The organism is Mesoflavibacter zeaxanthinifaciens DSM 18436 (assembly GCF_000422365.1).
Classification (GTDB): Bacteria; Bacteroidota; Bacteroidia; order Flavobacteriales; family Flavobacteriaceae; genus Mesoflavibacter; species Mesoflavibacter zeaxanthinifaciens.
This window is the reverse complement of record NZ_KE383820.1, coordinates 114,524-137,310: the sequence shown is the minus strand read 5'-3', so window position 1 is coordinate 137,310 and position 22,787 is coordinate 114,524. Positions and strand designations below refer to the sequence as shown.

Below are 22,787 nucleotides of genomic sequence, written 5' to 3'. Positions count from 1 at the left end.
AAAGCCTTTTTTATAATGATTTAAAACAAAAAAAGCTAACTTATTCAGTTAGCTTTTTTACTCTGTACAGGCGGAGAGACTCGAACTCTCACACCTTGCGGCACTAGATCCTAAGTCTAGCGTGTCTACCAATTCCACCACGCCTGCAACTTGTTTCCGTTAATTTCGGATTGCAAATATAATCAATAGTTTCAATTTACAAACAAGTTAATAGCAGATTTTTTTGATTTGCTTTTTGTACTTTTACATAAATCATAAAATTCTCTTATGCAAAACATTTCAACATACGTCAAAGACAACAAACAACGCTTTATTGACGAGCTGATAGAACTCTTAAAAATTCCTTCTATTAGTGCAGATTCTGCTTACAAAGAACACACATTTAATACTGCAGATGCTGTCGCAGAAAGTTTAAAAAAAGCAGGTTGTGACAACGTAGAAATCTGCCAAACCGATGGTTATCCTATTGTCTATGCAGATAAAATAATTGATAAAAATTTACCAACGGTTTTAGTTTACGGTCATTACGATGTACAACCACCAGATCCTCTAGATTTATGGCATTCGCCACCTTTTGAGCCTGTAATAAAACCTACAGAATTACATCCTGAAGGTGCAATTTTTGCACGTGGTGCTTGTGATGACAAGGGACAAATGTACATGCACGTCAAAGCAATGGAGTTTATGACCAAAAATAATTGTTTACCGTGTAATGTTAAATTTATGATCGAAGGTGAAGAAGAAGTTGGTAGCGTTAATCTTGGAAAGTTTGTTAAAGAAAACCGTGAAAAATTAGCTAACGATGTGATCTTAATTTCAGATACTGGTATGATTGCTAAAGACGTGCCTTCAATTACAACTGGTTTACGTGGTTTAAGCTATGTAGAAGTTGAAGTTACAGGTCCAAATCGCGATTTACATTCTGGATTATATGGCGGTGCAGTTGCTAATCCAATAAATGTATTAACAAAAATGATTGCTTCGCTTCATGACGAAAATAATCACATTACCATTCCTGGTTTTTATGATAAAGTTGAAGAATTAAGCCAAGAAGAACGTGCGCAAATGGCAAAAGCACCTTTTTCTTTAGACGCTTATAAAAAATCATTAGATATTGATGCTGTTTATGGTGAAGCCGGTTACACAACTAACGAGCGTAACAGCATTAGACCAACTTTAGACGTTAACGGAATTTGGGGCGGATACATTGGCGAAGGTGCAAAAACCGTTATTACAAGCAAGGCTTATGCAAAAATATCAATGCGATTAGTACCAAATCAAGATTGGGAAGAGATTACCCAACTATTTAAAACACATTTTGAAAACATTGCTCCAGAAGGTGTAAAAGTACTTGTAAAACCACATCATGGCGGACAAGGTTACGTAACGCCAATAGATAGTGTTGGTTATCAAGCTGCAAGTAAAGCTTACGAACAAACTTTTGGAAAAACACCTATACCACAACGTAGTGGCGGAAGTATTCCTATTGTTTCACTTTTTGAAGAGCAACTAAAAAGTAAAACCATTTTAATGGGCTTTGGTCTAGATAGCGATGCGATACACAGTCCAAACGAACATTTTGGAGTATGGAATTATCTAAAAGGCATAGAAACTATTCCGTATTTCTATCAATATTTTACAGAGCTACATAAATAAAATTTGGGTGTTTCCACCTTTTGCTTCTAATGGCAAAAGGTGGTCGCGCTTTTCATTATATCTTAATTTTGCCATATATGGCAGCAAAATTAAGGATGTCATTACAATCGCTAACACAACTAACCCAAAGTGAAAAACCAACATTTTAAGCATGTTTTAGAACTTACTTTTGCTACTTTTTTAATAAGTACGTCTGGTGCTTTAGGTAGATACATAGATATGCCTGCTCCAGTAACAATTTGGTGGCGAAGCATTTTAGCAATGCTTATTTTATTGGGTTATTGCAAGTATAAAAACATCAAATTAAACATTCTTTCAAAAAAAGATTTAGGTGGTTTTATAATTGCATCCATCTTTATGGCATTACATTGGATTACTTACTTTATTGCACTGCAAAAATCTAGTGTTGCAATTGGTATGTTATCACTATTTACATTCCCGATAATTACAGCGCTTTTAGAGCCATTATTTTCTAAAACTAAATTTGATATCATGCACCTTATACTTGGTGCAATGGTACTTTTAGGTATTTATATTTTATCTCCAGAAATAGACTTTGAAAACGACGCATTTATAGGCATATTTTTCGGATTGGTTTCTGCATTGTGTTATGCGCTTCGAATTTTAATAATGAAACAGTATGTAACTACTTATCATGGTAGTCATTTAATGTTTTATCAATTACTAATTATGGGTATAATGTTATCGCCTGTATTAATTTTCTTAGACAGCTCTAATATGGTAACACAATATCCTTATGTGATTATTTTGGCATTAGTTACTACAGCTTTAGGACATACTTTATTTGTACAAAGTTTAAATCATTTTAAAGTGAGTACAGCTAGTATTATTGGTAGCACACAGCCTATTTTTGGGATTATTATTGCTTACTTTTTCTTAAACGAAATCCCGACTTGGAACACCTTTTTTGGCGGACTATTAATCCTTTCTACTGTAATTATAGAAAGTCTTAGAACACGAAAGAAATAAAATATTTTCACTCAAAATTTGTTCTACGTTTGTAGAAGTCATTTTTATATTCTACATTTGTAGAAGTCATTCTAAAAACATAGAACATGCAATTATCAAAATCTGAAGAAGAATTAATGAGTTATTTATGGCAATTAGAAAAAGGTTTTATGAAAGACTTGCTAGACGCTTATCCAGAACCAAAACCAGCAAACACAACAGTTGCGACGCTTTTAAAACGTATGACAGACAAAGGTTTTGTGGCTTATAACAAATTTGGAAACTCTAGACAATACTATCCTTTAGTTAAAAAGAAAGACTATTTTTCTAAGCACGTAAATGGCTTGATCAAAAACTTTTTTAATAACAGTAGTACGCAATTTGCTTCGTTTTTTACTCAAGAAACAGATTTAACAAAAGAAGAATTAGAAGAACTACGCGCTATTATAGACAACCAAATTAAAAACAAATAATCATGGGTATTCTGCTATTAAAATCATCGGCATGTTTGGCTATTTTAATGCTATTCTACAAAATAGTTTTAGAGCCGTTAAACCATCATCATTTTAAAAGGTTTTATTTGTTAGCTGCGCTTTTACTATCGGCAATCATACCTTTTATTACATTTATTAAATATGTAGAACCAACTTTAGATTTTGGCTTTTACGATTCAGAAAGTATGACTACTCCACCATATTTTCCTGCAGAACTACCTACAATTACAGAAGGACAACCCAATACATTTTTACCGACACTTTTATGGGCAATTTATGCTATTGGTGTTATTATATTTTCAACGCGATTTATTTTAAATCTATTTAAGATTTCATCTAAAATTAGAACACATCAAAAGGTAAAAACCCATGTATTTATAAATGTTTTAATTGAAAAATTAGTTATTCCGCATACATTTTTCAACTATATTTTTCTTAATAAATCTGCTTTTGAAAATAACGATATTCCACAAGAAGTTTTATTACACGAACAAGCACATGCTAAACAAAAACATAGTTTAGACATTTTGTTTTTAGAAATCTTACAGGTTATTTTTTGGTTTAATCCACTACTCTATTTTATAAAAAAAGACATTAAACTTAACCACGAATTTTTAGCCGATCAACAGGTTTTAAAAAGTGGTTTCAACTTAAAAGATTATCAAAATCTCTTGTTAAGGTTCTCATCAAACCAAAAAGAGTTAGCATTGGTTAATGCTATCAATTATTCATCAATCAAAAAACGTTTAACAATTATGAACACACAAACAACACAAAGAACAAAATGGCTTAGAAGCCTATTACTACTACCTGTATTGGCATTGCTTTTATTTAGTTTTAGTCAAACTAAAGAGGTTGAAAAAAGTGTTAAGCCAAAAATTAATGTTGCATCTAATGCTAATGAAAATTTAATTAAAACACCAACTCTAACAATCAATCAAAATCCATTATCTCTTAAACTAAATGGTAAGTCGACTAGTTTAGAAAATTTGAGATCAGATTTCATAAACTTATTTGGAAAAAAAGATGTTGAATTACAAATAAATTCAAAAGGTAAAAGTTTAGATTACTCTATTTTAGAAAAAGTAACTAAAGCATTAGAAGGTTTATGTAAATCGATAGAATTAAGCAACGGAATAAAAATTAACGAGCAAACCCATAAAGTTTCTCCAAACAAAGATTACTCTTTCAATGTTATAGAAAAGAAAAAAACTACACAAGACAAACAGTACCCAATGTTAGGTATGTCCGTTTTTAAAGGTGATCCTATTTACGCCAATAAAAAAATGATACGAGCAAGTCAAGTTTCTGTAACAACAGAAAAAGAAGTGTTAAATTTTAAATTTAAAGTACCCGGAAAACCAACAGTAAAAGTTGAAGGTGATATGCTTAACGAAGAAGCGATAAAAAATTTAGAATCTGCAAATAACGATTCATACATAACTTACTTTGATATTAAACTTGAAGATGGTAGTAAAGTGCCTTCTATGATAGTAATTATAAAAAATCAACCAAGTAAAAACAATAAAAAGACAATTCCGTTACCGCCGCCTCCAGTAGCACATAATGCTACTAAAGAGCAAAAAGAAAAATATAAAAAAGAAAGAGAAGAATATTATAAAAAATATAAAATTATAGATGGTAAACCTACAAAAATACCAACACCATCAAAGTCAAAAAATTTAAAAGAGGTACCAAAACCACCTGCACCACCAAAACCAAAATCGCCTTTAGACACAGTTGTTGAAATGGCTAAAAAAGGTGCTACTTTTTATTACAACAATGAAAAAATAACTTCTGATAAAGCTATTAAACTTTTAAAAGAGAATAAAAACTTAAATATATCTTCAAGTACAATCAACAATGTATCTACAGTACATATAAATGACAATGATATTAAAACAACAAATAAAACCGTAGTATCTAACGTTAGTTATTCTGATAAAAAATATAATGAAGACAAAACTCACACATCTAATTTAACGGTTAACGCTGAAAATTTAGAAGAATTAACCAAATTTGATTGGGACGCTTTAAAAACAATTTTCAAAAATAATAGTCCCGAAGATGTAATTGAACTTAGCTTTAATTATAATAAGAAAGTAATGTTTAATGAAAATGTTATTGATAATGTTAATTTCACTATCAAAGGAAAAACTAATGAGTTAGAATCCATGATAAAAAAATCTAAAAATATGATATCAAAGCTTAAAGAAATACATTAAAATCTCTTTAAACCAAATCTATAAAAACCTCAAAACTAATTGATTTGAGGTTTTTTTATTTCAAAAAATGTAACATTTCAGCATAATTAGCGTTCTAATAACTACTTGTCCTGAGTACAGTCTAAGGATCATCATCAATCAAAACACAATCACATCATGTTACAACAATTTTTTATTATTTGCTCTGGCGCAGATATTAACATCCTAAACAATGCTTCTTCAAGCGAAAAAAACAAATACGCAGGTATTGGCGCAACGGTCTTTTTTACAGCACTAATGGCTTTTATCGCTTCTGGTTATGCGCTTTACACCGTTTTTGACAATCTTTTTACAGCCATCTTTTTTGGACTAATTTGGGGATTACTCATTTTTAATTTAGATCGTTTTATTGTCTCTACAATTAAGAAAAGAGATTCTTTTTTAGATGAATTTTTACAAGCATTACCAAGACTAATTTTAGCTTTAATTATCGCTATAGTTATATCAAAACCTTTAGAGATGAAGATTTTTGAAAAAGAAATCAACCAAGTTTTACTAGAAGAAAAAAATGCAATGACGCTTGAAAACCAAGAACAAATTGCACTTCAATTTTCTCCTAAAGAAACAGAACTAAAGCAAAACATCGAAGATTTAAAGTCCGAAATCGACACCAAAGAAGCCGAAGTAAATGCACTTTACGACACCTATATTAGTGAAGCCGAAGGTACTGCAGGAACAAAAAAACTGGGTAAAGGTCCTGTTTATAAAGAAAAAAGAGACAAACACGATGCTGCTTTAGCCCAATTACAACAACTAAAAACAGATAACAAAGCAAAAATTGCAGCTATTGAAATGCAACTACAGCAACTTCAAAATAATTATCAAACACAAGTTAATAATACACAACCCATAATTGATGGTTTTGATGGTTTAATGGCACGTGTTAATGCTTTAAACAAATTACCTTGGTTACCTTCGTTTTTTATATTTCTATTATTTTTAGCTATTGAAACTGCACCGATTTTCGCAAAATTAATTTCACCTAAAAGTGAATATGATTTTAAATTAGAAGATCAAGAAACTGCTGTAAAAACATTAGTACAACAACGTGTTGAAGAGCGTAAACTAGCTTTACAAACCGACTTTAAAATTAACGATAAAGTTTACACAGATTTATCTGAAGAAGATGAATTATATCAATTTAAACGCAAAAAAGCTAGAGAGCTTATGCAGTTACAAGCAGACGCTTTTTATAAAAGTCAGCAAAAACTATTATAAAAAAAGCCCGATTTTCAATTAGAAAATCGGGCTTTTCTTCACTTTAAAAATTTTAATTCTTTTTTACGTATTCTGTAATAATTACAATTTGTTGTCCGCCAACTTTGCCTTCAATGTAATTAGCATTTTCGTGATCTACGCGTATGTTCCTTACAGCTGTTCCTTGTTTGGCAACCATGCTAGAACCTTTTACTTTTAGGTCTTTTATTAAAACAACGTTATCTCCGTTTTCTAGTAAAACACCATTAACATCACGATGTATAATTTTTTCACTTTCGTCTTTATCTTCTCCTGTTGCTCTTGCTAATGCTAAAGCATCTTCATCTAAATACATCATATCCAACAGGTCTTTTGGCCAACCTTCTCCTCTTAATCGTTGTAACATACGCCATGCCATAATTTGGACAGCAACATGCTCGCTCCACATACTATCGTTTAAACAACGCCAATGGTTTGGATCCATATCGGTGTTTTTTTCAATTTGATTATAACATGTGTCACAAACCAAAACGCAAGTGTCTACGCTTTCGTTTAACGAAGGTGGAATTGTGTATTGTTGTAAGTTTGAAGAAGATCCACACAACTCGCAAGTTGATTGACTTCTATCTTTTAACATTTGAAGTACGCTCATTTTAAATATTTGAGAGCAAATGTATAAATTAATAAATCATAATTTACTTAATCTTTGAAGATTAATAAAAGCATTATTAGTTTTTAATGTTTTTAAATAATCTACTAAAGAAAACATACTTTTAAATATTGAATTATGATTTTTCTTACCTTGAAAAACATTTTTATTGTAATTTAAAATATCTTCTTGATTATCTACAATTGCATGTATTAAAGCATTAAGACCATGGTATTTTGTATTAAGTAAATTTGTACTAACATAGGCTATTTTATCTAAGTTATAGCGACTATTCATAAACCTTGCTCCAGCTCTAATTGCAGATATATCTGATTTTGTTTTTTTAATATTTACAAGTGAAACATTATCACAACGATCGGCAATGATTTCTAATATAAAAGCTGTATTATCCCTACTGTTATTGTTAACAAAACATATTTTTAAGTCTGAGACTTTAATTATATTTTCTATAAATATAGAAGGGTTTATATCCTTTGCATTATTGTGAAATATTATTATTACACCTGTTTTCATCTTAAAATTACATTTTTATACAGTCTTTAAATTTGAAGCGCTGTTTACTTTTTTACTTTTTGGAGATCTATATACCCATGCTATTTGACCTAATTGCATAACTATTTTTACTGAATCCTTCATTGATAATTTAGATCCATCTGCGTGTATCCATCTTTTTAATGGCTGCTCGCACAATAAAGTTTTTGCTTTTTCTAACCCAAAATGGTGACTCATTCTTTTAAAAATTTCGACATCAAAAATCCATTGTGTTACAAATTTTTCTCCAAATGCTATTTGAATAACATCTTTACTAAAAATTTTTGCTCCACATTGTGTGTCTTTAAAGTCCATTTTTAGGATCTTTCTTATGATGAAGTTAATCGTTAAGCTTATTATTTTTCTTGCAGACTCTTTAGTTATGTTTGCTCCCATTCTAGAGATCCTTGATCCACTAACAATCTTAAAGTTTGATGTTTCTATAGTTTTTACTAAATCATCAAAATCTGCTAAATCTGTAGATAAATCTGCATCTAAAAATCCTATGTAATCTAAATCGTCTTTATTAGCCATATGTAACATACCCAGTCTTACTGCTTCGGCTTTACCTCCGTTTTTTTCGCAATCGTAAACTGTTATAAAGTCTTCTCTTCCTTTTTGTAAATCTTTTAATACTTTTAAGGTATTGTCCTTACTACCGTCATTAACAAAACATAAATGATAACCAGAGTACTTGTCTATGTAGTTTAAAAACTCATTACTTAACAAGCGTTCTTCTTCATTATAACATGGTATAACAACACCAACGCAACGCTCTTGTATAACCACGTCTGATGAAGACTCTACTGCTTTAGTTTCTGGTTTTCCTATTAACCTTTTTATCCTTGCACTAATTTCGTTAAGGCTTAAAGGTTTTTTCATGTAATCGTCTATCCCTAAGTCAAAACCATCTGTAATAGTTTTATCTTGTGTATCTCCTGACAATACAACAATTGGTATATTAGAATTTTTAGTTTGTCTTATATATTTTACAACATCTAACCCAGGTACACCTGGCATATTAATGTCTACTATTACTAAATCTGGTTGAAAACTATTAAAGGTATCTATACCTGATGTACCGTTTGTTTCTATTTTTACGTCGTATCCTAACTCTGTTAGTCTCTTTTGTAGTGGAAGTAAGACTAGTTGTTGATCGTCGATAGCTAAAATTTTCATGAGATTTGAATTTTATTGTTGATTACGGTTCAAAAGTAGCTTATTATGAAGCTCTTATACGTTGGTTTTAGTCTAAGCTATTGTTATGTGTCGACGAATGGTTAAATAGTATAGATAATTAAAAATCAAACCCTTTTTTTATTTATTTATATTTACACTCATAAAGATTTTGCTTTATTGATGAAAGAAACGTCTAATAAATTTTTAATTGCAGCTTTACTTTTAGGTTTAGCTTTTCATGGTAGTTCTATATTTTTCACTTTAGAATATACTTATGATGCGTTAATTCATTTATTTTTTGCAGATCATTATGCTAATAGTTGGTTTGAACCTTGGAATTATGAGTGGTACACAGGTTTTACAGTACAAAGCTACCCGCCATTAGTACATCAATCTATTGCTTTATTATCTTATGTTGGCGGACTTAAGTTTGGCATGTTTACAGTAGCATTAATTGCTATTGTTTTATTTATTACTGGTACATACAGATTTTCGTTATTAATTACTTCTAGTAAAAAAATAGCTGGTTATGCTTGTGTGCTTGCTACATTTTCTTCTTCGTTTGTAGAGACTTTACATATTTTTGGTCAATTACCTAGCATTGTTGGTGTTTCTGTTTTGATGCATGCTTTACCAGAAATCTACTTATGGCTAAAAACCGGTAAGAAATGGTATTTAGCAACATCTTTATCTTTAATATCTGTTACAGTTACTTCCCACCATGTAACGCCTATTTTTGGGATGGTCTTTTTTATTTTTCCTTTAATTGGAATGGTCTTAATGGATGTATCTAAAGATAAGACTGGATCTTATAAAGCTGTAACTTTTAAAGTGTTTTTAAATAGTTTTTTTAAGCTATTTAAACGCATTGTCGTTTTTGGTTTTTCTTCGTTAATTTTAATTATTGGATGCATTATTCCGTATTGGTTAAATTCTAAGACTAACCCTATAACTCAAGTACCAATACCGCATGGATCTAGAGATAATTTTTTAGAAGTAACTTCTTCAGGATTAGTGTTTTTCTTAATTCCTTGGGGAGTTTTATTAGTGCTTTTACCTTATATTTTTTATAGATATTACAGTAAACGATATTTGTTTTTTGGGCTTTCTATAACTATCTGTACCATATTAGGTACTGGAGGCACAACACCAATACCCTTAAAAATGTTAGGCGAAACCGCTTTTAACATCTTAACATTAGACAGGTTTACACTTTGGGCTTCTATAATGTCTATTCCTTTGTTAGGAGAATTTGCTTACCGTTTTGTAGAAGGTGATTTAAAAGCACTAATTCAACAAAAATTTGGTGCAGTTTACCACAGAATTATTGGTGGTATTCTGGCTGGATTATTTGTATTTATGGTAATTTTTACAATGAGCTTGGGGTATTTTAGACCTTCTCAACCTCAAAAAATAAAAATGCTACCTATTGTTAACTTTTTAAATCAAGACGACCATGATAAATGGCGTTTTTTAACATTAGGATTTGGAGACCAAATGGCTTGGCTAAGTGCACAAACTAGTGCAATGACTGTAGATGGCAATTATCATTCTGCAAGGCGTTTACCAGAATTAACCACAAGACCTATAGAACGTCTTGAAAATTCAAAATTTAAAGGCGTAGCTGGTATTGGGTCTTTACAACAGTTTTTAACAACTCCAGAAAAATATAATTTAAAATACATATTCTCTAACGATAAGTTTTATGACCCTATTCTATACTTTTGTGGTTGGCAGCGGTTAAGACAATTAGAAAATGGTATAATGGTTTGGGAGCGATTAAATATTCCTCCTGTGGCTTCTATTTTACCAAAAGAAGATGTTGCTAAATGGCTTAAAATACATTGGGGCATAATGCCTTTTTTAACTGTATTAGTTGCATTTATTTTAAATATTCAAATGCTTTGGGTTATTATGCTCAAAACCCGTAAAAAAGAATTACCTGAGTTTTTAAAACATAATTTTGTTTTTAAAAAATTTAACAATAATATACTACGATTAATACATCTTTGGTCATTACTTCTTGCTGGTTTTATTATTTACGGCATTTATCTTTTCTACTTAAAAAATGACTCTCAATTAAGTCCAAAAAACGCTTTAATTGCTTACTATGATGCTTTAGATTTTAAAGAGTTTGAAAAAGCTCATAGCCTAATAGATCCTAATAGTAACTTAAGTATTGCGCAATATATGCTAGAAGTGTCTGTAACAGATGGTTTATTGAGTAGTTATGCTAAGATGGACGAGATTAAAACTGATATAATAAAACATAGTGACAGTACTGCTACTGCAAAAGTAATTACGCAATGGATTACTCCTTTAGAAAAAATAGAGCGTGTAGACCACAAAACTTTAATTAAACAAAAGGGTAAATGGTATTTAAAACCTGATGATCTAAATAACGACCTACCGCCAGATCAGCTATATAATGCTAATCAAACTAAATATTATAATCAAGGACGCAGACGTGTAACTACAGAACAAACACATCATGAAGATGTCCTAAAACAACCTGTTTTAGAAATTACAGACGCAAAACTTGTAAAAAATAACAATAGCTATGCTATTATTGGTCAAATACAAAATATAGACAATGTCCCTGCAGATGTAATTATTAAAGGAACATTATACAATGACGATAATAAAATGCTAGCTACCTACAATGCTAAATACCATATGAAGCATAAATTAATGCCTAAAGAAACAACTAACTTTAGAATTGAATTTGAAGGCATAGCGTGGTCTAAAACAAAAGACTCTATACCAGATACTTTTAATCCTGACGAATTTACACCTGTTGAGTTAGAAGAGCAACCTACAAAATTTAACTTACAAGCAGCTGGTAATGTAGCAGGAAGTGACCTTTATAAAAGTGTTGCTTTAAGTAGTTTAAAAATTACCGACAGTTTGATTTCGGGAAGTGTATATAATGGAGGCATACAAGAAGTAACCATACCTCAACTATTGATTAGTTACTACGATAAAGACAAAAACTTATTATGGGTAGATCATCAATTTATAAAAGATGGTATTAGACAACAACGCAAACAAACTTTTAAATACAAATTACTAACTAACAACAACATAAAAATTATAAATCAATCTAAAGACAACCTTTTTGTTAATGGATTACCTAATGCAGATATAGCTAGAAAAGTTGTTTCAGATAGAATAACAAATCATACAGATCAAGTTTTACAACCTATTAATCATCCTGTTTTTAAGTATATTAAGGTTGAAATTAACTCATACATTGGCAATCCGTTTTAATGAAAAGTAAGATAACATACCTGCTACTTTTTTCTTTTATTACCATAAAAGCCATTACTATATTTAGTGGTGAATCTAAACCTATTTATAGCTTACTTAATAAAAAGAATATTTATACTGCTAACGATTCTGTTTTATTAAATTTTAGCACCAATACTGACGGCAAACCTTCACTTTACATAACTAACAGTTATGGTTCTACACTTATGCAACCTACTTTAACTAATAATGTGTTAAAGTATAAAATACCTAAATCTTTTTCATCAAAAAAAGGAATACTACATTGGAAACTTTTAGACAATAAAGCTTCTCTTGAAGGAAGTATTAAAATCAAGTCTTTAGAACAAGTAAAAAATATTGAAACCTATATTGGTCCGCCAAGTATAAATGCAGGAAAAACAGACTATAGTATGATTGTAGTTATCCCAACAGATAGTTTAGACAATCCAATAAGAAAAGATGAAGAAGTAATTATCAAACATCAATTTTTAAATAAAAAGTATTTGGACGTTATAAAAACAGACAATCTAATTGCTTACAAAAATATCTATTCTAAAGATAAAGATGGACGTTTATTAATTTCTTCAGAATGTAAAAACACAGCATCAAAGGAATTTACTGTTTTCGTAAAACCATCTATTCCTAAACCATTTAATATCTATTCAGAAAGAACTCATAATTATGCAGACGGTAACCAAATTACAACATTAAAAACTTCAATTATAAAAGACAATTATAACAATATTGTTAGCGATGGTACTTATGTAACTTTTTACATCACAGATAAAAACAACAATAAACTACAAACTACAGGAACAACAATTAACGGTATTGCTACAGCAAAAATCATTAATCCTGATCATGAAGATTCCTGGAGTATAAAGGCTTACATAGACGGTATTACAGAAAGTAACTTGATTACATTAAAATTTGAACAAGTTGTAAAAAACATACCATACACCATTATTAATAACAACCGTACTATAACTGTTGGTCCTATAAAAAGTTTTATGAATCAATTTATACCTGATGGACTTGAAGTACAATTGGTAATAAAAAAGGATAATGACATTATAAACATTATAGAAAAAACTTCTTTTAATGGCTATGTTACTTTTAATTTAAAAGATGATATTTATAAAGATGATATCTATAACTTAACTATAAAAACAGCTGGTTTAACAAAAAACATTAAAGACCTAAAACTATGGTAAGTTTAAATAAAAACATAATCAGGTCTATTTTAATAATATCGTATATCATTGTTATTGCTTTAATAGTTTCCGGAATAAGCGGATTATTTAGTTACCTAAATACAGGAGCAGATCGCAGTAAGATGCTACATACCGAAATTAAAAAAATAGAACAATACCTTCCTAAAGTAATATGGCAACCACTAAATAATGAAGGCAGAAAAATGGATAATCAAAATCTAAATGCTATACAAAACGATTATTTAGATGCATGGTACGTAAAACAAGTTGCTTATAACTCTAATAAAAAAGCTGGAATTAAAGACTACTACACAGACCATGCTAGAAAGAATTTATACCAAACAATAGATTACAATACTAGTAATAACACAAGAGTTAATGCTACGACTATTAAGCATAACTTAAATTTAGATTTTTTTAGTGAAGATGGGCAGTTAGCAGTTGTAACCGATAAAGATGTTTTAGAATATAAGCAAGTATACAATAAAGACTCTTTAGTTTTAGAAACAAAAGAAACTTCTACATATAAAAGCATATTATTATTAGAAGATGGTTTTTGGCGAATAAGACACACGGTAAGACAAAATTTTACACCAATAAAACCAAAATTAAACCCACCTATTGATTCGTTAAATATCAAAGGTATAAATTACTATCCCCAAAATGCTCCTTGGGCTATGTTTGGAGACCTTTTCTCTAAGGATACTTTAAAAAAAGACTTTAAAATAATAAAAGATGCAGGCTTAAATACCATAAGAATCTTTGTCCAATATGAAGACTTTGGTAAAGCTGATGTAGACAAAACTAAACTTAAGCAATTAAAAACTACTTTAGACATAGCAAAACAACATAACTTAAAGGTTATTGTTACATTATTTGATTTTTTTGGCGACTATGCTGTTTTAAATTGGACACTAAACCATAGACATGCCGAAACTATTGTAAATAGCATAAAAAACCATGATGCTTTATTAGCTTGGGACATTAAAAACGAACCTAACCTTGATTTTAAATCTAGAGGAAAAGCTAATGTTATTGCATGGCTAGATAACATGATAGATGTTGTTAGATCTGTAGACAGCATAAATCCTATAACTATAGGTTGGTCAAATACCAAAAGTGCTACTATTTTAAAAGATAAAGTAGATTTTGTTTCATTTCATTATTATGAAGATTTAGAAGAGTTAGACTCTAAAGTTATTACGTTAAAGAAAGAAATAAAAAACAAACAACTTGTACTTCAAGAATTTGGAATTTCTTCTTACTCTGGTTTTTGGAAACCTTTTGGTAATAGCAAAGAAGATCAAGCTAATTATTACAAAAAAGCCCAAGAGATTATTGCAAAAAATAATTTACAATTTATGTCTTGGACTTTATACGATTTTAAAAATATACCTAAAGAGGTTGTTGGTAGATTACCTTGGCGTAAAAACGCTCAAAAGCATTTTGGCTTTATCGATAAAAACGGTAATAAAAAACCTGCATTTAAGTATATTACTAATTAAAAATTAGTTAGTTTTTGGGACAAAAAAGCTATTTACGCATTTATTACTGTATTAGTTTGAGGCTTCTTTTTTTTTATAAGTTTATCAAATTGCTCTAAATACATATCGGCAATTTTTTGCATAGGATAAGCTGTTGCTGCTTTATAGTTTGCTTTTCCTAAAGACATACGATAATCTTCATTTGTAACTATTGCTTCTATTGCATTTGCTAAGCTATCTATTGATGTTGGCTCAAAAAACTCTCCTTGATAACCTTCATCTTGTACTAAAAGTGCTAAATCACCTAAATCTGGCATAACTACTGCTTTACCATAGCTACCTGCTTGGTGTAACACTCCAGAACTACCAGTTGTTGATGTATAAGGAAAAACTACAACTGCACTTTCTTTAAACAGAGTTGGCACTTCTTCTTCTTCAACATAACCAGTATATCTTACTTGTGGTACATGACTATATTTTTGTTTAACACCTTCTAAATAACCAGGTACATTTGGATTATCAGTACCCGCTACAACTACCTCTAGATCTAAACCTGTTTTTTCTCTTACCTTAACAACTGCTTCTATCATTGCCTCTACCTTTTTGTAGGTTCCAAATTTACCAAAGGTCATAATTTGTAATGGTCCATCTGACAAAGTGTATTCTGGTTGTTCTTCGGTTACTTCAAACGTACCATGTGGTATTTGAACCACATTTGTGCTTTTATATTTATTATTTAACACATCTACGTATTTATGCATTGTAACTGCTACGGTATCTGCTTTTAATATTAACTTAGTTAAGCTTGTACCTATAAAGTTATACACGTTTTGTAGCAACTTGTTTGATGTAAATCCTGCTTTTCCTAAATCAACCTCTTCTAAGATATTATGTAACAAAACAATGTTTGGTATCTTTTTTAATCTACATACTAATGGAAGCATTAATCCTAGTGCAGCAGGTACTTTTTTATCACCAAACTTCATAAATTGCAAATTAAACAATACTGCATCTGGTTTAGTTTGGTTTAATGCTTTGTTTACTGTAAATAAGTTTTTGTAGCTATTAAATTCCCAACATTCTTTAACTGAAACTCTACAACCATTTTTCACAAAATCTATATCCTTAGCACCTTCTGTTTTATCTGTTAGTAAAACTACTTCTGTTACCTGATCTTTTTGTCTAAAATGCTTTACTAAATGATAAGCGTATTCATTTAAAGTTACTTTACTTGGTGGATATGCTGTTACGATTGCTAGTTTCATAATATTAAATTTTAAATGATTTAATTACAATACAAATTTGATGATATTAGATTATAAATCTCTGTGTATTAAGATTAAACGCAAGTATCTGTAGACAAATGGAAAGAATGTTAAGTTTGACTACTTTTTGATTTTATTTCTAAACCTGTTATATAAAAAGTTAATTGCACTAGTAAGAGTAATACCATTGCTATGATTTGCATGTAAACCACTTCTTCTAATGTGCTATGAAAAAGAAATATTAGTACTACTTGTAAAACACCAAATACTGCAGATATTAACACTGGCACATACTTATCTAAAGACAAATAGTAATAAGCAAAAATATTAGATAATGCAAATAAGCCAGTTGCAGTAGCGTATTTCCATAATAATGGCGCTACATCTAAATATTGTTCTCCAAATAATAAAGTAATAGCTAAATTAGGAAACAAAGCACATCCTACAATTATTGTAATAGCTATTGCGGCAATATACAATATGTACTTAAACAATATTTTTGATGGGTCTTTACCTTCCTTTTTTAATTGTACTACCTCTGGTAATAATAACATTACAAACATCCATGCTATAAAATATACTATACGTCCAATCAAAGCTAATGATGCATAAAGACCTGCATCATGAGATGGAAAATAATGCTTAACTAATAAAATATCGCTATTATTGATTATAATTTGTGTAAGCTCGTAAAATGCAGTAACTAACAAGAAGTGCTTTATAGCTTTTTTATCTGATGCTAGAAGTTGACCTTTAATGTTTAAATTGAAGTTTTTGGTATTAAATGGTATTAGACCAAATACAAAAGACAACAATATACCAATAGCTATAACTATTGAACTTTTTAAACCCAACAAGTAAATTAACGAAATTGTTAACACCAATCTACTAAGCATTTCTAGTTGGTATGTTATAGATAACTTTTTAAATTCCTTTTTACCTTGATACACACCTCTATTTACGCTCATTACAAAATATAAAGGCACGCCAACACCAAAAATGACAAACATAGATGATGAAGATGTATTAAAAACTGTTTGTAGTTGCTTAGAAAAAATAATAATCAATGTACCGAAACCAATACCTATAGCTGTAGAGTTTTTATAGATTGTGGTTAAGAAGTTGATTAAAACATTGTTCTCTAATAATACTGAAAACTTAGCGGTAACTAATTGAAATGTCATTGCTACAAAAGATAACACCAATAAAAATGTTATTAATACCGCCGCATCTGCAAATTGAGCTGGACCTAAAATACGTCCTAATAATAAGTTATATAAGTAATTACCACCGTTTACCAATAGCACACTTAACATAAACAATTGCTCTTGAGAAATTTTTAAGGACTTAATCATCTTAATAGATTGCTGCATAACAAATTACAATAAAATCAATTAATTATATTCTTTTTATTTACTTCTTAATTCTTCATAAATCTCTTTACACCCTAAACCTGTAATGCAAAGTTTTTTATTACTAGATATGGCATTATCGTATAAGTTTCTTATAGCTTTCATACCACTGGCATCTATTTTAGAAACCTTATCTATATTTAAGGTAAGATCTTCTAAATTAGTTAGCATTAATTTTAAGTGTGTCTCAAAGCTTTTTACTGTAGATGTATCAATTCTACCAACTATTTCAAATAAAGTTTTGTCTCTTGTTATTGTTAATGCCATAATTTTTATCTTTAAATTTATTTAGAGCAAATATCTACTTAAACAATAAGCTTAACTGATGTATTTCGATAGATTGCAAATAACTGTAGATGAACAAACAAGCTATTTACCTCAAAAAGCAATAAATAAGTGTCACTTATGAAATTAAAACATACTATTAGCCTACTAATCTTTCTTTTTTGTTACTCTTTAAACGGACAAAATATGCAAGAAGGCTTTTCTTATTTAGAGTCTGGAGATTACAATAAAGCCGAAAGCTACTTTAAAGAGATTTTAATAGCATATCCTGAAAACAAAACAGCTAGACTTTGTTATGGAAGAGCTGTTGGATTAAATGGTGACCCCAAAAAAGCCTTAACTTTATTTTCTAATCTAGTAAATGATTATCCTGAAGACTTTGAGGTTAAATTAAATTATGGAGAATCTTTATTATGGAATAAAAATTACATAAAAGCCAAAACCTACTTTAAAAAACTAATTATAGAACAACCCAAAAGTTTTCCTGCATTACTAAGTTATGCAAACACTTTATCTAATTTAAAAGAATATGATGAAGCGCTAAATTATGTAAACAAAGCTTTGTCCGTTTCAAATAATAATCCAAATGCCTTAACCTCTAAAAAATATATCTACCTAGGTTACGCTTATAAAAAACAACAAGAACAATCTTATGAAGAGGCAGAAAAATTATTGCTAAAAAATTTAGAACTTTTTAATAATGATAAAGAGACTTTGCTAAACTTAGCTAATCTATATTTAATTATAAACAAATTAGATTTAGCTCAAAACACTTACAATCAATTAAAAAACAAAACACCTCATACAATAGAAGCTTTAAATGGATTAGCTTTAGTATATCACTTAAAAGGAAAAGAAAAATTAGCATTAAATACTAGCAAAGAAGCCTATCAGGCATTAAAGCAAGCAAGCAACAAGTCCTTAACCAAACAGACTACAGAACGTTACATCCAGGCATTAATTTGGAATAAAAAATACAAAGAGGCTAACCGTTTAATAAACAATTTAATTAAAGAGCAGCCTAATACCAATTGGATACTCGCCTTAAGAGCCACTTTAAATATTTATAAAAGTGACTTTAAAAAGAGTTTAACAGATTACAATACTATATTAAAAAACGATAGTACTTCTTTTGATGGCAATCTAGGTAAGGCAAACACATTAAAAGCATTAAACCAAACCAATCAAGCCTATAAATCTGCGCAACAAACATTAAATATTTACAATAATCAAAAAGATGCTTTAAACTTTATTAAAAACATAGAAAATAATTTTACACCTTTTTATGAAGGAAAAGCTTCTTATTCTTTTGACAACGGAGATAATAATGCTGTAAGTTTAAGTAACAGTTTACAATTTCCTTTAAGTACAAAACTGAAACTTCAAGCAGACTATATCTATAGAAAAACAGATAATAAAGTTACTAATTTTAACGCGACTTCTAATGATTTTACTTTAGGCGGATCTTATAAATTAACAAATACAATCACTGCAAATGTTATGGCAGGTATATCTAGTGCAGATGCAAATAATGCTAATTACAATCAGTTTTTAACTGATGTATCATTAGATATAAAACCTTTTAAATTACAGCAATTAAAAGTTGGATATAAGAGAGACTTACAAAATTTTAATGCCGAATTATTAAATCGTCAAATTGTTCAAAATAATTATTATGCTAACTATAGTTTAAATACCAACTTTAATTTAGGCTGGTTTACTCAATACTTTTATACTAGTCAAAATGATCAAAACAACAGGCATTTATTATTTACATCTCTATACTACAACATCCTAGCTAAACCATCTCTTAAAGCAGGTCTTAATTATCAATATATCACATTTAAAAATCAAGTTCCGACTATATATTTTTCTCCAGAACAATTCAATGCTGGAGAAGTATTTGTTAATCTAATTAAAGATGAAAATGTAGCTAAACCTAAAGAATGGTTTTACGAGCTTACAGCTGCTACAGGGTTACAGTTTATAGAAGATAACGAAAGCCAGAGCACTTACAGAATACAAAGTAAATTAGGATATAAATTTTCTGATAGATGTTTAGCTAATATATTTGGTATAAGAAGTAATATTGCGTCTGCTACTGCAGCAGGATTTACTTACACAGAAGTTGGTGTTAGGTTTAAGTGGTTAATTTTTAAAAGACCCGTTTTTAAATTATCAGAATAAAAAAAGGTAAAAGCATTGCTTTTACCCTTTCTTCGCTATTAATCAACAATTAAAGTTACCTTATCAATAACTTTAAACTTTTATAGTTAGAGTTTACACTCTCTAACTTACATATATATAATCCCGAAATTAGGTTTTGTCTTTGTATTGATACTTTATTTTTACCTACACTAGCATTTACTTGTTGTCTGTAAACAACCTTACCTAATTGGTCATAAATAGATAGTGTTAAGTTTTCTTTTACTGTAGCATTAAAGTTTAAGCTAGTCACCTCAGACATTGGATTTGGATATGCTACTAATGTGTTTTGGTTAATATCACTCTCAAAATCCGAAACTGATAATGCTAAACCTCTTTCAAACCTTAAATCTTGTAAATTCATTTCTTTTGTTTGTGTAGAGCCATCTTCGCTTACCATTGTAAATACTAATGTTACAATATCGTTTGGATCAATTTCTGCACTTAAATCTGAATAAAAATCTGAAAACGGTAATGAAAAACTTGTATAATTTTCAGTTAGATTAACTGTAGCTTTATATTGTTCATTCCAGTTTGTAATACTTTGTTTTACTAAAGCAACTTCTAAACTACCTGTTCCTTTTGCTTTAAATTTTAAAACGTTATAATCTGTAACATCTACAGCTTTAAACCTTGGTGTTAATGCGCGGTAGGCTGCAAAATACGTATTAGTTGTTGCGTTTAAGGTGATATTTCTTTCAATAGGAAAAACATCTTCTGCAAATTGGATTGTATTTGGTTGCACTTCATAGTTATTAACTATTGTATTTGGTTGTGCATCATCAATACCCCATGGACCATCAGACATAAATAAATCGTCTGGAATATTTACACCATCTCCTATTCTAAATCCTATATCAAACAGGTTACCAGTTGGTACTTGCACGTTAGTAATATAGTTTTGGTTTAAGTCTATTGTAGAAGTTGTGTAATTAAAATCATTAGTTTCTGATGTTCTATATCCAGCGTCAAATGTCACACTATTAGTAGCATTACTATTAATAATCTGCAAGTCTAACATACCATTGATATACTTTCCTTTTCTTACAAATACTGTTGGTGCTTCAGATAGATTATAATTTGTTATGGTTTTTTCGGCATCTAATAAATTTAATACCTCTTGTGCTAGTAAGTATAAATCGTCTACAGAATCTGACCAAATTTGAAAGTTGTAAAAAGTCACATTTTCTTGGTATAAATCTAAATTCCAGTGACTTTCTATCTCAAAGTTAGCTTGATTATTTACTTCTTTTGCTGATAGACTTAAGACGTACTCAAAACTTCCGTCTATGTTTTTTATAATTGATTTTACAAACTCTTCATCGTTAATCATTATTGTTGAAACAGAAATCAACTCAGCTCCTAACAATCTATCACAAATATATTTTGTATGCTCGTATACACCATTTTCTGTTTTAAGAGCTAAAATTGAAGCTATAGAAGCATCATTTTGATAATAATCTACAGAGAAAACCTCGGTTGCATTTGTAATATTTAACAAATCTGTTGGTGTAGACTCGATTGCAAAATCTTCATTTATAGTTGTTAAAGGTATAAAATCTTGAAGGGTAAATGATGTATTTACAGAAGCACTTTCTGTTGTATTTACTGATCTAAAATTAGATTGAGAGTTGTTTTTTGTAAATCTTTTAGCGTTTTTTGGATTGAATTTATAACCAGATTTAACTCGATTATAATTTCTTTTGTTAATAGCTTCAGATAATCTACCATTACTTTCTAATCCACCATCGTTTGCAGTAGTTGGAGGTAATATTACATCACAATTTCCAAACCCTGAACAAGAAGGATCGTCACAATCTACAAGTCCATCGCCATCATCATCAATACCGTTGTCACAAATTTCTTGTAATACTGGTGCTGTTGGACAACGTGCTCCATCATTACTAGAACTAGCTGGACCAAAAGCAAATAAATTTGAATCTATAACAGACAAAGTGTTTATATCTTGTACATTTTGTATTACATATATGGTACCTGTTTGATTTGCAGACACATAAAAACGACCATCTGCATCAAAATAAACAGCGCCATATGTATAATTTAATCCTGTTAAAATTGGTACAACACCCAAAGCTGTTACTTGGCTTGTTAAAGGATTAATACGATAAAGTATGTTAGTTCCTTTTTCAACTGTATAAATATTTCCGTCTACAGCGTTAAAAGCCCAATCATGTACATTAATATTTTGACTTAAAGTTTCTGTAGATATATACTGTCCGTAATTAGCAGATTGTGGATTTAAATCTATTTTGTAATAATCTGTTCCTCCGCTTTTTAAATAATATATACCATCTGCACTAATATCTCCTACATATCTATTAGAATCTGGTAATTGTGGAATTGTAAAGGTAGTGACTTGAAAATCTTGACCTATTCTAATTATTGTTTGTGTAGGCGTATTTAATGATCCCCAAATAAATCCATCTGCTGGATTATAGGCTGCTGCATTAATATTTCCAGGAGTTACATCTTTAGCGACCTCATAAGAATTACCAGAAGCTAAATCTATTGCGTAAACATCATTTTTTTGAAATAAATATGCATTATAATCACAATTGAATGGCGTGTCTTGTGCAATAGCTAATTGACCTATTAAAAGAGCGATTAATATTTTAGTAAAAAGTAATGTTTTATTCATGATTTTGGGTATTAAATCTTTAACAAAAATAAT

16 protein-coding genes and 1 tRNA gene are annotated in these 22,787 nt (G+C 29.7%); 9 read left to right on the top strand and 8 right to left on the bottom strand.

All coding sequences use genetic code 11. The features are described 5' to 3' along the window. Nucleotides 1-65: 65 nt before the first annotated feature. Nucleotides 66-147 (bottom strand) — tRNA-Leu (locus tag H574_RS0112755). Between the two features lie 120 nt (nt 148-267). Between H574_RS0112755 and H574_RS0112750 the strand changes: the two genes are divergently transcribed. From H574_RS0112750 to H574_RS0112725, 5 genes are all read left to right on the top strand, one after another. Further along, nucleotides 268-1,656 (top strand): dipeptidase, encoded by a 1,389-nt coding sequence (locus tag H574_RS0112750; RefSeq protein ID WP_027880950.1) that lies wholly within the window; start codon nt 268-270, stop codon nt 1,654-1,656. 129 nt (nt 1,657-1,785) lie between these two features. Beyond that, nucleotides 1,786-2,646, top strand: coding sequence for a DMT family transporter (locus H574_RS0112740; RefSeq protein WP_027880949.1), 861 nt, complete (start codon nt 1,786-1,788; stop codon nt 2,644-2,646). Between the two features lie 86 nt (nt 2,647-2,732). Further along, entirely contained in the window at nt 2,733-3,098 is a 366-nt protein-coding gene (locus H574_RS0112735; RefSeq protein WP_027880948.1) for a BlaI/MecI/CopY family transcriptional regulator, read from the top strand. 2 nt (nt 3,099-3,100) lie between these two features. Further along, complete coding sequence (locus tag H574_RS14490) at nt 3,101-5,344, top strand: M56 family metallopeptidase (protein WP_081653215.1); 2,244 nt, start codon at nt 3,101-3,103, stop codon at nt 5,342-5,344. 156 nt (nt 5,345-5,500) lie between these two features. Next, nucleotides 5,501-6,601 (top strand): DUF4407 domain-containing protein, encoded by a 1,101-nt coding sequence (locus H574_RS0112725; RefSeq protein ID WP_027880947.1) that lies wholly within the window; start codon nt 5,501-5,503, stop codon nt 6,599-6,601. Nucleotides 6,602-6,653: 52 nt separating this feature from the next. Here the strand turns inward: H574_RS0112725 and H574_RS0112720 are convergent, their stop codons facing one another. Genes H574_RS0112720 through H574_RS0112710 form a run of 3 tightly spaced genes read right to left on the bottom strand, consistent with a single transcriptional unit; the run spans nt 6,654 to nt 8,960 of the window. After that, nucleotides 6,654-7,232, bottom strand: coding sequence for a PhnA domain-containing protein (locus tag H574_RS0112720; protein WP_027880946.1), 579 nt, complete (start codon nt 7,230-7,232; stop codon nt 6,654-6,656). Nucleotides 7,233-7,268: 36 nt separating this feature from the next. Beyond that, nucleotides 7,269-7,763 (bottom strand): glycosyltransferase, encoded by a 495-nt coding sequence (locus H574_RS0112715; RefSeq protein WP_027880945.1) that lies wholly within the window; start codon nt 7,761-7,763, stop codon nt 7,269-7,271. A 15-nt stretch (nt 7,764-7,778) separates the two neighbouring features. After that, a complete protein-coding gene (locus tag H574_RS0112710; RefSeq protein ID WP_027880944.1) occupies nt 7,779-8,960 on the bottom strand; it encodes a response regulator in 1,182 nt (393 codons plus the stop codon). 180 nt (nt 8,961-9,140) lie between these two features. On the opposite strand from H574_RS0112710, the gene H574_RS0112705 reads away from it, so the two are divergent. Genes H574_RS0112705 through H574_RS0112695 form a run of 3 tightly spaced genes read left to right on the top strand, consistent with a single transcriptional unit; the run spans nt 9,141 to nt 14,949 of the window. Beyond that, entirely contained in the window at nt 9,141-12,230 is a 3,090-nt protein-coding gene (locus tag H574_RS0112705; protein ID WP_027880943.1) for a membrane protein, read from the top strand. Then, complete coding sequence (locus H574_RS0112700; protein WP_027880942.1) at nt 12,230-13,444, top strand: hypothetical protein; 1,215 nt, start codon at nt 12,230-12,232, stop codon at nt 13,442-13,444. The genes H574_RS0112705 and H574_RS0112700 overlap by 1 nt, the downstream gene beginning before the upstream one ends. After that, a complete protein-coding gene (locus H574_RS0112695; RefSeq protein ID WP_027880941.1) occupies nt 13,438-14,949 on the top strand; it encodes a glycoside hydrolase family 2 TIM barrel-domain containing protein in 1,512 nt (503 codons plus the stop codon). The genes H574_RS0112700 and H574_RS0112695 overlap by 7 nt, the downstream gene beginning before the upstream one ends. 32 nt (nt 14,950-14,981) lie before the next feature. Here H574_RS0112695 and H574_RS0112690 read toward each other — a convergent pair whose 3' ends face one another. From H574_RS0112690 to H574_RS0112680, 3 genes are all read right to left on the bottom strand, one after another. Beyond that, nucleotides 14,982-16,193: a glycosyltransferase gene (locus H574_RS0112690; RefSeq protein ID WP_027880940.1), complete on the bottom strand. Its 1,212-nt coding sequence runs from the start codon at nt 16,191-16,193 to the stop codon at nt 14,982-14,984. Nucleotides 16,194-16,303: 110 nt separating this feature from the next. After that, nucleotides 16,304-17,548: an oligosaccharide flippase family protein gene (locus H574_RS0112685; RefSeq protein ID WP_240471272.1), complete on the bottom strand. Its 1,245-nt coding sequence runs from the start codon at nt 17,546-17,548 to the stop codon at nt 16,304-16,306. A 54-nt stretch (nt 17,549-17,602) separates the two neighbouring features. Continuing rightward, nucleotides 17,603-17,872, bottom strand: a complete 270-nt coding sequence (locus H574_RS0112680; RefSeq protein ID WP_027880938.1) for an STAS domain-containing protein — start codon at nt 17,870-17,872, stop codon at nt 17,603-17,605. Nucleotides 17,873-18,010: 138 nt separating this feature from the next. On the opposite strand from H574_RS0112680, the gene H574_RS0112675 reads away from it, so the two are divergent. Next, nucleotides 18,011-20,077 carry a tetratricopeptide repeat protein gene (locus tag H574_RS0112675; RefSeq protein ID WP_027880937.1) on the top strand — a complete coding sequence of 689 codons (2,067 nt, stop codon included), beginning with the start codon at nt 18,011-18,013 and terminating at the stop codon, nt 20,075-20,077. Nucleotides 20,078-20,132: 55 nt separating this feature from the next. Here the strand turns inward: H574_RS0112675 and H574_RS0112670 are convergent, their stop codons facing one another. Next, nucleotides 20,133-22,754: a DUF6923 family protein gene (locus tag H574_RS0112670; protein ID WP_027880936.1), complete on the bottom strand. Its 2,622-nt coding sequence runs from the start codon at nt 22,752-22,754 to the stop codon at nt 20,133-20,135. Nucleotides 22,755-22,787: the final 33 nt, after the last annotated feature.

Coding starts and splice junctions, on each gene's coding strand:
- H574_RS0112750 (WP_027880950.1), top strand. CDS start 268: ATGCAAAACATTTCAACATACGTCAAAGACAACAAACAACGCTTTATT.
- H574_RS0112735 (WP_027880948.1), top strand. CDS start 2,733: ATGCAATTATCAAAATCTGAAGAAGAATTAATGAGTTATTTATGGCAA.
- H574_RS14490 (WP_081653215.1), top strand. CDS start 3,101: ATGGGTATTCTGCTATTAAAATCATCGGCATGTTTGGCTATTTTAATG.
- H574_RS0112725 (WP_027880947.1), top strand. CDS start 5,501: ATGTTACAACAATTTTTTATTATTTGCTCTGGCGCAGATATTAACATC.
- H574_RS0112720 (WP_027880946.1), bottom strand. CDS start 7,232: ATGAGCGTACTTCAAATGTTAAAAGATAGAAGTCAATCAACTTGCGAG.
- H574_RS0112715 (WP_027880945.1), bottom strand. CDS start 7,763: ATGAAAACAGGTGTAATAATAATATTTCACAATAATGCAAAGGATATA.
- H574_RS0112710 (WP_027880944.1), bottom strand. CDS start 8,960: ATGAAAATTTTAGCTATCGACGATCAACAACTAGTCTTACTTCCACTA.
- H574_RS0112705 (WP_027880943.1), top strand. CDS start 9,141: ATGAAAGAAACGTCTAATAAATTTTTAATTGCAGCTTTACTTTTAGGT.
- H574_RS0112700 (WP_027880942.1), top strand. CDS start 12,230: ATGAAAAGTAAGATAACATACCTGCTACTTTTTTCTTTTATTACCATA.
- H574_RS0112695 (WP_027880941.1), top strand. CDS start 13,438: ATGGTAAGTTTAAATAAAAACATAATCAGGTCTATTTTAATAATATCG.
- H574_RS0112690 (WP_027880940.1), bottom strand. CDS start 16,193: ATGAAACTAGCAATCGTAACAGCATATCCACCAAGTAAAGTAACTTTA.
- H574_RS0112685 (WP_240471272.1), bottom strand. CDS start 17,548: ATGATTAAGTCCTTAAAAATTTCTCAAGAGCAATTGTTTATGTTAAGT.
- H574_RS0112680 (WP_027880938.1), bottom strand. CDS start 17,872: ATGGCATTAACAATAACAAGAGACAAAACTTTATTTGAAATAGTTGGT.
- H574_RS0112675 (WP_027880937.1), top strand. CDS start 18,011: ATGAAATTAAAACATACTATTAGCCTACTAATCTTTCTTTTTTGTTAC.
- H574_RS0112670 (WP_027880936.1), bottom strand. CDS start 22,754: ATGAATAAAACATTACTTTTTACTAAAATATTAATCGCTCTTTTAATA.